Annotated in this window: 11 protein-coding genes; 8 read left to right on the top strand and 3 right to left on the bottom strand. The window is 59.5% G+C overall.

Annotated features, from left to right (window positions below; translation table 11 throughout):
- The 3 genes from mdh to VGL70_15720 form a co-directional block, all read right to left on the bottom strand.
- The coding region (gene mdh / locus VGL70_15730; GenBank protein HEY3304974.1) for a malate dehydrogenase at window positions 1-924 on the bottom strand (924 nt) is incomplete at its 3' end.
- Between the two features lie 100 nt (window positions 925-1,024).
- Complete coding sequence (gene icd, locus VGL70_15725; protein ID HEY3304973.1) at window positions 1,025-2,428, bottom strand: NADP-dependent isocitrate dehydrogenase; 1,404 nt, start codon at window positions 2,426-2,428, stop codon at window positions 1,025-1,027.
- Window positions 2,429-2,579: 151 nt separating this feature from the next.
- The gene (locus tag VGL70_15720; GenBank protein ID HEY3304972.1) at window positions 2,580-3,161 is read right to left on the bottom strand and encodes a Yip1 family protein; all 582 of its coding nucleotides are present in this window, start codon (window positions 3,159-3,161) and stop codon (window positions 2,580-2,582) included.
- A gap of 203 nt (window positions 3,162-3,364) precedes the next feature.
- Between VGL70_15720 and VGL70_15715 the strand changes: the two genes are divergently transcribed.
- The 8 genes from VGL70_15715 (at window position 3,365) to VGL70_15680 (ending at window position 10,288) form a co-directional block, all read left to right on the top strand.
- Window positions 3,365-4,081: an ABC transporter ATP-binding protein gene (locus tag VGL70_15715; protein ID HEY3304971.1), complete on the top strand. Its 717-nt coding sequence runs from the start codon at window positions 3,365-3,367 to the stop codon at window positions 4,079-4,081.
- Entirely contained in the window at window positions 4,069-4,746 is a 678-nt protein-coding gene (locus VGL70_15710) for a heme exporter protein CcmB (protein ID HEY3304970.1), read from the top strand. Before VGL70_15715 ends, VGL70_15710 begins: the two co-directional genes overlap by 13 nt.
- Before the next feature lie 2 nt (window positions 4,747-4,748).
- Window positions 4,749-5,453, top strand: a complete 705-nt coding sequence (ccsA, locus tag VGL70_15705; GenBank protein HEY3304969.1) for a cytochrome c biogenesis protein CcsA — start codon at window positions 4,749-4,751, stop codon at window positions 5,451-5,453.
- Window positions 5,454-5,606 carry a CcmD family protein gene (locus tag VGL70_15700; protein HEY3304968.1) on the top strand — a complete coding sequence of 51 codons (153 nt, stop codon included), beginning with the start codon at window positions 5,454-5,456 and terminating at the stop codon, window positions 5,604-5,606.
- Window positions 5,596-6,039, top strand: a complete 444-nt coding sequence (ccmE, locus tag VGL70_15695) for a cytochrome c maturation protein CcmE (GenBank protein HEY3304967.1) — start codon at window positions 5,596-5,598, stop codon at window positions 6,037-6,039. The genes VGL70_15700 and ccmE overlap by 11 nt, the downstream gene beginning before the upstream one ends.
- An 88-nt stretch (window positions 6,040-6,127) precedes the next feature.
- Window positions 6,128-8,125, top strand: coding sequence for a heme lyase CcmF/NrfE family subunit (locus tag VGL70_15690; GenBank protein HEY3304966.1), 1,998 nt, complete (start codon window positions 6,128-6,130; stop codon window positions 8,123-8,125).
- A gap of 11 nt (window positions 8,126-8,136) precedes the next feature.
- Window positions 8,137-8,703, top strand: coding sequence for a TlpA disulfide reductase family protein (locus VGL70_15685; GenBank protein ID HEY3304965.1), 567 nt, complete (start codon window positions 8,137-8,139; stop codon window positions 8,701-8,703).
- Window positions 8,704-8,797: 94 nt separating this feature from the next.
- Window positions 8,798-10,288 carry a cytochrome c-type biogenesis protein CcmH gene (locus tag VGL70_15680; protein HEY3304964.1) on the top strand — a complete coding sequence of 497 codons (1,491 nt, stop codon included), beginning with the start codon at window positions 8,798-8,800 and terminating at the stop codon, window positions 10,286-10,288.
- The last annotated feature ends 351 nt before the right edge of the window (window positions 10,289-10,639 follow it).

Here is a 10,639-nt window from a genome sequence, read left to right as displayed (position 1 = left end):
ATCCATTGCGCCGACCAGCTCTTTGACGTGCCCCAGAGATTCGTCGAAGAGTTTTCTCTCGCGCGCGTTGAGCTCCATCTCGATTACCTTTTCCACGCCGCCGGCGCCGATCATCACCGGGACTCCGAAGTAGTAGCCGTTGACACTGTACTCGCCTTCGAGATAGGCGGCGCACGGAAGGATCTCCTTCTTGTCCATGAGATACGCCTGCGCCATGCGCACGGCGGCCGACGCTGGCGAGTAAAAAGCGGAGCCGGTTTTCAGCAGCGCGACGATCTCGCCGCCGGCGTTTCTCACGCGCGCTTCGATCTCGTCGAGGCGCTGGCTCGAAATAAATTTCTCGATCGGCACGCCAGAGACCAGGCAACTGCTGCGCACGGGCACCATGTCGTCCCCGTGTCCGCCCAGAACCACGGCGGAAACGCTCGCGACCGAAACCTTGAGCTCCTCCGCGATAAATGTCCGATATCGCGACGAATCCAGGATGCCCGACTGGCCGACGACGCGATTTTTCGGAAAGCCGGTGAGACGCTTGGTCAGCGTGACCATGGCGTCGAGGGGATTGGTGATCACGATGACCAAGGCGTTCGGCGCGTGGGTTTTGATGCCCGCGCACACCTGACTCATGATCTTGGAATTCGTTCCCAACAGGTCGTCGCGACTCATGCCCGGTTTGCGCGCGATGCCGGCGGTCACGATGCAGACGTCGGCGCCGGCGATGTCTTCATACTTCGTCGTGCCGGTGATCTGGGCGTCGAAATTTTCGATCGGCGCCGATTGCAACAGATCGAGCGCCTTGCCCTGCGGCAGCCCATCGATAACATCGTAGAGCACGACGTCGCCGAGGCCCTTCAACGCGCAGAGATGCGCCATGGTGCCACCGATATTACCCGCGCCGATCAAAGCGAGCTTTTTCCGAGCCATGTCAAATTCCTTTGGGTTCAATTGAGTTTGTCGGGTTTTTTGAGTTTCTTGAGTTCAACCCAATAAACTCAACGAACGCGATTAACTCAATGAACTTTCCTTACATGTTTTTGATGATCGCGGCGCCGAAGCCCGAGCAACTGACGAGCTTTGCCCCCGGCATCAGGCGCTCGAAATCGTACGTCACCGTCTTCTTGCCGATCGCGCCTTCCAAACCTTTGACGATCAGGTCGGCCGCTTCGCTCCAGCCCATGAAACGGAGCATCATCTCGCCGGAGAGGATGACCGAGCCGGGATTGACCTTGTCGAGGTCGGCGTACTTCGGCGCCGTGCCGTGCGTCGCCTCGAAGATGGCGTGCCCCGTGTCGTAGTTGATGTTGGCGCCGGGCGCGATGCCGATGCCGCCGACCTGCGCGGCCAGCGCGTCGGATAGGTAGTCGCCGTTCAGATTCAGCGTCGCGATCACGTCGTAATCCTTCGGTCGGATCAGGACGAACTGCAGCGACACGTCCGCGATCGAATCCTTGAGCAGCAGCTTCGCCTTCCACTTGCCGTCGCCGTGCGTCGGCCACAACTTCAGCGCCTCCTCTACTTCTTTCTTGATGTCGTTCTGCTGGTCGGGCGACATCATGTCGAAGCCGGGATCGATCGCTTTGGCGTTGTCCTCGACGCTCAAATTGGGCTTCTGTTCCTTGTTGCCCAAGATCCAGGTCTCGCGCTCGGTGACGACGTCGTTGCGGAACTCCCGTTTGGCGAGCGCGTAACCCCAGTCCTTAAACGCGCCCTCGGTGTACTTCATGATGTTGCCCTTATGGACGAAGTTGATGTTCTTGCGCTTGTTCGCGAGCGACCACTGGATCGCGGCGCGCACCAGCCTCTCGGTGCCCTCGACGGAGACCGGCTTGATGGCGATGCCCGCGGTGCCGGGGAAGCGGATCTTCGCATACTCTTTGGGAAAGTTTTCCTTGAGGAGGGATTTGAATTTCTTGTTCTCTTCCGTTCCGTTGGGAAATTCGATTCCGGTATAAATATCTTCCGTGTTCTCGCGGAAAACCACCATGTCGACGTGTTCCGGATGCTTCACCGGAGAAGGCACGCCGTTGTAGTAGTGCACGGGCCGCAGGCAGACGTAAAGGTCGAGCAAGATGCGAAGCGTTACGTTCAGCGAGCGAAAGCCGCCGCCGATCGGAGTCGTGAGCGGGCCCTTGATGCCGACGAGAAATTCCGTGAACGCTTCGACGGTCTCGTCGGGCAGCCAGCTCTTGAACTGCTTGAACGATTTCTCGCCGGCGTACACTTCCATCCAACGGATTTTACGCTTGCCCTTGTAAGCCTTCTCAACCGCCGCGTCGAAAACGCGCACCGAAGCGCGCCAGATATCGCGGCCGGTGCCGTCGCCTTCGATAAACGGAATAATCGGATGGTCGGGAACGTTCAACTGCTTGTTTGCGGACATGGTGATTTTCGTTCCGTCCGTTGGTACTTTGATATGTTGGTATGCCATGGCTCTCCCGATAAATAGAAAAGTAATAAATAGGCCTAAGGGCGTGTTGCTTAGCCCTTAGGCCGTTTTCGAATCGCGAAGAGGTTGAAAAGTAATTCCGTTTTTAACCGATCCGCGGAAGAGAGTCAAGGCGAGTCGGCCTTAACCGGCGTCATCTCGGAATAGGATAAGTGATCAGTGAGCCGCCTACGGCGCCGATAATCGCGAAGATAATCAAGCCCGCGATGATCACGACGACCGTATAGGGCAAAGTCTTATCCTGAGGCGATTTCATAAGCGCCGGGAGACCCAGGTACAGCAGGTAAAGACTGTAAAGTCCGAAAATCTGCAGGAACGCCAACGCCGGGATCAAATTGAAGATCCCGACCAGCCAACCGGCCGTGCTGGAATAGGCGGCCACCTTCAACGCCTGCGCGCTGTTCTTCGTTCCATTGAACGTCGGCGCCAGCGCGTCGATGACGAGCGCCAGGACATACACGCCCGCGAGCGCCATCACGTACGTTACCACCGCGTGCCCGATGGAAGCGCCTAAGGATACGCGATAGGTGCCGCCTAAAGGGGAGCCGATCCCAACGATCGACAAACCGATGATCGACGCCACCGGCCCGATGGCCGCGAGGGGCATGATATAAGATGTATACAGGTCCCGGGTTGTCGTCGGCTCTTTTTCAATGACCGGCCACTCCTCTGTCGGTTGCACCAGTATGTTCTTGGCACGCTCCGTTAGATTCATTGCCTTCCCCTCCCTTTCACTTTATTCCGCCTCGGCAAATGGATGCGCCTTCTTTTATGCGCACTCGACAAACAATAGCAAGGAAAAATCACGGGAAGTGCGATTGTTCGAAGGCATCGATCTCTGCCGCAATTGCTCTTGAATCCGCCCTACCCCGCGTTTATAGTCGGCCATTCATTTATTCCGCCGGCACGGAGATTATCTTGCACCTGGAAGTTCGCGGCCTGTCTAAAAGCTACGGTTTTACTTGGGCGCTGAGAGACATCGACCTGGAGCTTCGCGGCGGCGACACGGTCGCGCTGCTCGGGCCCAACGGCGCGGGAAAAACCACTTTGCTCAAGGCGCTCGCCGGTCTCCTGCGGCCCAGCGCGGGTGCAATTTACGCGGATGGAACCAACTTGCGCCAGACGCCCGCCCGGCGCCGACCCGTCGTCGGCCTTCTCTCTCCGAGCGATCACCTCTACGAGAAGCTGACCGCGGAAGAGAATCTCAGGCTGTTCCTCGCCCTCTACAGCCGCAAAGAAAAAAATGGCGCCATTCCCGGGGCGCTTTCCGCCGCCGGGTTGGCGGATTGGCGGAGTGAATACGTCCGCGCATTTTCTAGCGGCATGAACTGCCGCCTCTCGATCGCCAAATGGCTGCTCATCGAACCGAAGCTGATGCTCGTGGACGAGCCTTACGGCGTGCTCGACGGCGGCGGCGTGGAATTACTGGAGAAATATTTGCAAGAGGTTTGCCGAAGCGGCGGCATCGTCGTGATGGCGACGCACGACGTGGCGCGCGCCGCCGCGTTCTGCTCGCGCGCGGTCATTCTGCGCCGCGGCAAGTTGATCTTCGACGAAGCCAAGCGGACGCCCTGGGAAAGTTTTTACCGCGCCGTCGACGAATTTCGGCCGCGAGGAGAAGCATGGCCTTCCTGAACCAGACCGTCTGGCTCCTGTGGAAGGATCTCCTTCTGGAGCTGAGACGCCGGGAGAGCCTGCTGGCGATGTTTTTCTTCGGCGCTCTCTTGCTCTTCATCTTTCATTTCGCCCTCGACGTCCGGCCGGAAAAAGCGGCGGAGATGGCGCCGGGACTGCTCTGGCTCGCCGTCGTGTTCTGCGGCACGCTGGGATTGATGCAGCTCTTCCAGGCCGAGCGCGAGAACCGCTGTCTCGAGGCGCTGCTGCTCGCGCCGATCGACCGCGCCGCGATCTTCGTGTCGAAAGTTTTCTTCAATCTGATATTGATGGCGCTGCTCGAAGTCGTCATCTTTCCCCTGTTCTGGGTGCTGTTCAATCTCACGGCTTGGGACCGTTTGCCGATGGTTTTCCTCTACGGCCTGCTCGGAACCGTCGGCTTTTGCGTCGTCGGCACGCTCTTTTCCGCGCTCACGCTCTCCGCTCGCGGCCGGGAGATTTTGTTGCCCCTGCTCCTTCTGCCGCTTTTGATCCCCGTCGTCCTGGCAACGATCCGCGGCATCGAAATCGTGCTTCGAGCCGGAGATTTCTCGGAGGCGTTGCCTTGGTTGCATCTTCTAATCGGATTTGATGTGATATTTTTTACCGCGGGCATTCTCGTCTTCGAATGGGTGGTCGAGTCTTGATTATGGAAAGAGTCGAGCGGAATAGCCGTCCGGGAAAGACTCTCGGCATCTTGGCGCTCTTATTTATTATCGTGGGCCTCTACTTCGCGCTCGTTCACGCGCCGCCCGACGCCTACCAGGGCGAGGTCCAGCGCATCATGTATATCCATATACCCAGCATCCTGACGGCGTATCTTTCTTTCTTCATCGTTTTCGTCGGCAGTTGCCTCTATCTATGGAAGCGCGAGCGGCGCGATGATATTCTGGCTAACGCCGCGGCCGAGATCGGCGTTCTCTTCACCGCGCTCACCATCGTCGAGGGTTCCATTTGGGGGAAGCCGACGTGGGGAGTCTGGTGGACCTGGGACGCGCGCCTGACGCTCACGGCGCTGCTCTTGATCATCTTCGTCGGTTACCTGATGCTGCGCTCGCTGATCGAGGACCCCGAGCGGGCCGCTGTGTCCGGCGCGGTGCTCGGCATCATCGGTTTTTTGGATATTCCCTTGATCCATATGTCGGTTTATTGGTGGCGCACGCTGCACCAGCCGCCGTCGATCCTCCGGCCCGACAAAGCGCCGTGGGACAACGTTCATCCTTCGATGCTGATCGCGCTGGCGATCAATTTTATCGCCTTCCTCCTTCTTTACTTTTATCTCCTTTCGCTCCGCATTCGCGTCGGCGAAACGGAAGAGCGCATCAGGACCAAGATGCTCGAAGGAGCGGCATAGATGGGACCCTGGGGATTCGTCGGACTGGCCTACGGCATCGTATGGACGGCGATCGTCCTTTATCTCTTGAGCCTGAAGAGCCGGATGCGCAAGGCCCAAGCCAGGCTCTCGCAGTCGAGGTCCAAGGAAGGCGCGGACAAAAATGCGGCGTAAAAGATTCCTGATCGGCGGGCTGATCATCGTGGCCGCGCTCGTTTATCTCATTTACGGCGGCATGCAGCAGGCGATGGTCTACTTTGTCACGCCTACGGAGCTCAAAGCCCAGGAGGCAAAATCCCAGGGAAAATTTTTGCGCCTGGGCGGCATGGTCGTCAAAGGCTCTCTGCATAGAAACAGCGACGGCCTCAGCTATCGCTTCCAGTTGACCGACGGCAACGCCCGGATACCAGTCTATTTTCACGGCATCCCGCCGGATCTTTTTGCCGACGGCAAGGGTGCCGTGGCCGAAGGAAAGATGGGCCAAGACGGCGTCTTCATCGCCACCACGATCATGGCCAAGCACGCCGAGGACTACAGCCCCGCCGATCACGGCAAGCCCACCTCGCCGAAGAGCTTCATTCCCGCCGCGGAGGAAAAAAAGTCGTGACCCATTCGACTATGCTCACCCATCGGCAGGCTCAGGGTGACACTGAGTTTATCGAATGTGTCAGGGTCATGGTGAGGGGAATCGAACCATGACCGCGGCGATCGGTCACACATCCATTCTGCTGGCGCTCCTGCTCGCGCTCTGGGGAATGGCGGCGCCGATTATCGGCCATCGCACCGGCAAGGCGGTTTTTTTTACCGCCACGCGCGCCGCGATTCTGGGACAGTTCGCTCTGGTCACGCTGGGGAGCTTGGCGCTGATCTACGGCCTGGTGACCACGGACTTTTCCATCCAATATGTCGCCAACAACACGACGCGGGCGACGCCGATCTATTACCGCGTTACCGGCCTCTGGGGCGCGCTCGAAGGCTCGCTGCTTCTGTGGGAGTGGATTCTCATTATCTTCTCCGGTCTGGTCGCGTGGACTTATAAAGACCGCCACCGCGAGTTGATGCCGTGGGTGTTGATGATCTTCTCGATCGTCTCGGCCTTTTTTCTCGGCGTCATCGCTTTCGCTTCCGATCCGTTCGCGACGGTTTTTCCGCCGCCGCCCGACGGCCGCGGCCTCAACCCGTTGCTCGAAGACGCCAACATGATGAGCCACCCGCCGTTGCTTTACACCGGCTTCGTCGGGCTGACGGTGCCCTACGCTTTCGCCATGGCGGCGCTGATCGTAGGCCGACTCGACGAGGCGTGGATCGTGACGACGCGCCGCTGGACGATCATCGCATGGTTTTTTCTCACCATGGGCAATCTCGTCGGCGCGTGGTGGTCCTATCACGTCCTCGGCTGGGGCGGTTACTGGGCATGGGACCCGGTGGAGAACGCCGCCTTCATGCCCTGGCTACCGGCCACGGCCTTTCTCCACTCGGTGCAGGTGCAGGAGCGCCGGCGCATGCTCAAGGCGTGGAACCTCTCGCTCATCATGGTCGCCTTCAGCTTGACGATCTTCGGCACGTTCCTAACGCGCTCCGGAGTGCTCTCTTCCATTCACGCTTTCTCCAACGGACCGGTGGGAACGATCTTTCTCGCCTTCCTCGCCGTCATCCTGCTGGCCTCCTTCGGCCTGCTTGCTTATCGCGCCGATCTTCTCAAGGGACAACCGCAATTGGATTCGATGGTCAGCCGCGAATCGGCCTTTTTGCTCAACAACGTGGTTCTGATCTCCGCTCTGTTCACGATTTTTTTAGGCACGATCTTCCCGCTCATCTCCGAAGCCGTGGCGGGGACTCCGGTGAGCGTCGGCGCGCCGTATTTCAACTCGGCCACCGTGCCGCTTTTTCTCGCTCTGGTATTTCTCATGGCCGTCGGGCCGATGATCGCGTGGCGGCGCGCCTCGTGGGATAACTTGCGCCGAAACTTTCTCTGGCCGGCAGTCGCTTCGCTGATCATAACCCTGGCGCTGTTCCTCGGATGGGTTCGCGAATTTCTTCCGCTCCTCGGTGTGATGCTGTGCGCCTTCGTCGTGACGTCGATCCTGTTCGACACGGCGCTCGCAGTGCGCGCGCGGCGGCGGCTCGCGGGCGAAGGGATCTTCCGGGCGTTGGGAACGCTCACCGGCCGCAACCAGCGGCGCTACGGCGGCCTCATCGTCCATCTCGGCATCGTTCTGATCGCGCTCGGCATCGCCGGCTCGATGAGCTACAGCGTCGAGCGCGAAGCCACGCTCGGCCGCGGCGAGACGCTCGCGGTCGGGAAGTACAAGATAAGCTTCCAGGGCCTGCGCGCCTCCGAGCAACCGACGCACTATCGCGTCGAAGGCGCGTTCCAAGTTCATAATAATAGCCGGGACATCGGTCTTCTCTCGCCGGCGCTCAAATTTTTTCCCAACCAACAGTCGCCCGTGGGGCGCGCCGTTCATCGCAGCACGTTAACGGAGGACCTCTATCTCATTCTCTCTGGCTTCAGCGAGCTGGAGAAAAACCGCGCGACGCTCAAGGTGCTGGTGCGGCCGTTGGTCGCGTGGATCTGGCTCGGCGGCGCGGTCATAGCGCTGGGGACCCTGGTCGCAGTCTGGCCGTTTAAAAGACAGTTGGCAGCCGGCCGCGAGGAGCAGCCTGTTTTAGAAGCTGTAGCCGAGGGCTAGGACCTTTCGTTATGCGTTTACGTCGCGTCGTTCTCACCTTTATCGCAATCGTGCCTTTGCTCACGATTCTGGCTTACGGCTTTTTTCGCGATGCGCGCTATATTCCGTCGCCGATCGTCGGCCGGCCGGCGCCGTCTTTCACCCTGACTCTTTTCACCGGCGAGAAGCTCAATCTCTCCGATCTCAGAGGCAAGGCCGTCTTCGTGAATTTCTGGGCCTCGTGGTGCCCGCCCTGCATCGCCGAGGCCAAGCAGTTGGAATCGACCTGGCAAGAACTCAAAGATCGTGACGTGGTCTTTGTCGGCATTCAGATCCAGGACGTCGAAGCGAACGGCCGCAAGTTCGTCGGCGAGTTCAACATCACTTACCCGAACGGCCTCGACTCCTCCGGCCGGATCGCGATCGATTACGGCGTCTGGGGAATCCCCGAGAGTTTCTTCATCGATCCCGACGGGCGCGTCACCTACAAGCACGTCGGCGGCGTCGGCCCGTCGATCGTCATCGCCAAGGTCGGCGAGGCGCGGCAGAAAATCGTCAGCGCGAAAGAAGGCAAGGGAGAATACCAGCCTATAAGGTAGTGAGGAGTGAGCAGTGAGGAGTGAGGAGTTACAAAAGACGTTCTTAACTTTTTGTTTTGCACTGCTCACTTACTCACTGCTCACTTCCTCACTTGTGGCGAGGGGCCCTCAGGATCTGGAGGAAGAGGCCCGCGCGATCGCCACCGAGCTGCGCTGCCCGGTTTGTCAGAACCTCTCCGTCGCCGACTCTCCCTCGGAGCTGGCCGTACAGATGCGCGCCCTGGTCCGGGAACAACTCAAAGAGGGAAAGAGCCCGGAAGAAGTGAAAAAGTTTTTCGTCTCCAAATACGGTGACTGGGTTTTGCTGGCGCCTCCGGCCCGGGGTTTCAGTCTGCTCCTCTGGGTGCTGCCGGGCGTTGTCGCCGTCCTCGGACTCATTCTGGTCGTGCTCCTGATGCGACGTTGGGTGAGAAGAAGGCACGAAGGCACTCCAATCATACCCGAAGACGGTGAGAGCCCCGTGTCCCTGCTCGGCGAGCAGGCAAGGCTAGATAGGGAGCTGAAGGAACTGGAGTTCGACTTTCAAGCCGGGAAATTGTCGGAAACGGACTATGACGGTTTGCGGCGTGACCTCGAAGCGCAAGAAGCCACGGTGAAAAAGCGCCTTGATTCCATGCCCCTGGAGCCGCCTCGAAACGCCGTCCGCGCCCCGGACAAAAAAACTCCCGCGCTGGAAGCGCGTCCGCTGCGCAGATGGCCGCTTGTGGCGGGCGGCGTTTTTCTCCTGCTTTTCGGGCTTACGCTCGGAGTCCTGCTGACCCAATCTCTGAGGCCGCGCCGCTCGGCACAGGACTCGATCACAGGCGACTTTTTGACCGGCACCCAGCCCGCGGGCGGCACGGACGCTTTGCTCGCCCAGGGACGCGCCGCCTTCGAACAGCGCAACTTGGCGCAGGCGATCGAGCTGTTTAAGAAAGTCCTGGCGTCCGATCCCAATCAGCCCGAAGCCCACGCCTTCATGGGACTGATTCTCGCCCAGGCGGGACATATGGAAGGCGCGCTGATGGCCTTTGACAAAGCTCTCGCAGTCAGTCCGAATTTTCCACCGGCGCTGTGGGGAAAAGGAATGGTCCTTTCTCAGACCGGCGGCGATCCCGCCGAAGCGCGGCGTCTGCTGCAAAAAGTATCGGGCATGATGCCGCCGGGTCCGGAAAAGGATGAAGTGGAGAAAGCCATCGCGCAGCTCGGGAAGGGCGATAGCGGCAAACCGTCGAGCGCCAAAGCTTCGCCCGCCGACGGCGCTCAGATTCAGGGAACGGTCGATATCGATCCGAAAGCCAAAGGCAAGATCGACGGCCAGGCGGTGTTGTTCGTCATCGCCAGATCCACCGGCAGCGCGGGTGGACCGCCTTTGGCCGTGAAAAAAATCGTTAGCCCTAAATTCCCGGTCTCTTATTCATTGAGCGGTCAAGACGTGATGATGCCAGGCGCGCATTTCTCCGGCAAGCTTTTTCTCTCGGCGCGTCTCGACCAGGACGGCAACCCGACGACCAAAGAGCCGGGCAATCTCGCCGGAGAATACAAGAGAAATCCGGTGAACGTGGGCGCGACAAAAATCGACATCCTTCTCGACCAGGTTCAATAATATCAAGGCCGGCGAGTCCTCAGGGCGCAAGTTTCGGGCCGCGGCCGATTAGGTTAGTACCATGAGTCGAACCATTCTAGCCGGACGTCCGCGCGGCCCTCTTCCTCGCGCCCTTCCGCCTCGCTAAGAAAGCCGGCTGAACTGAGGAAAGGCTCATAGAAAGGTAGTGTCGAAATGCTAACGGGAAAAGTAGCGGTGATCACGGGCGGAGCCAAGGGAATCGGGCGCTACATCGCGCACAACTTTGCCCGCGAGGGGGCCAAGGTCGCTATCGCCGACATCGACGTGGAACGGATGAAACAAACCGAGAACGAGCTGCGCGAGATCGGCGCGGACGTCTTCACGCGGAGA

The sequence above is a fragment of the Candidatus Binatia bacterium genome (assembly GCA_036504975.1).
Lineage (GTDB): Bacteria > Desulfobacterota > Binatia > UBA9968 > UBA9968 > JAJPJQ01.
This window is presented reverse-complemented; position numbering and strand designations above follow the sequence as displayed.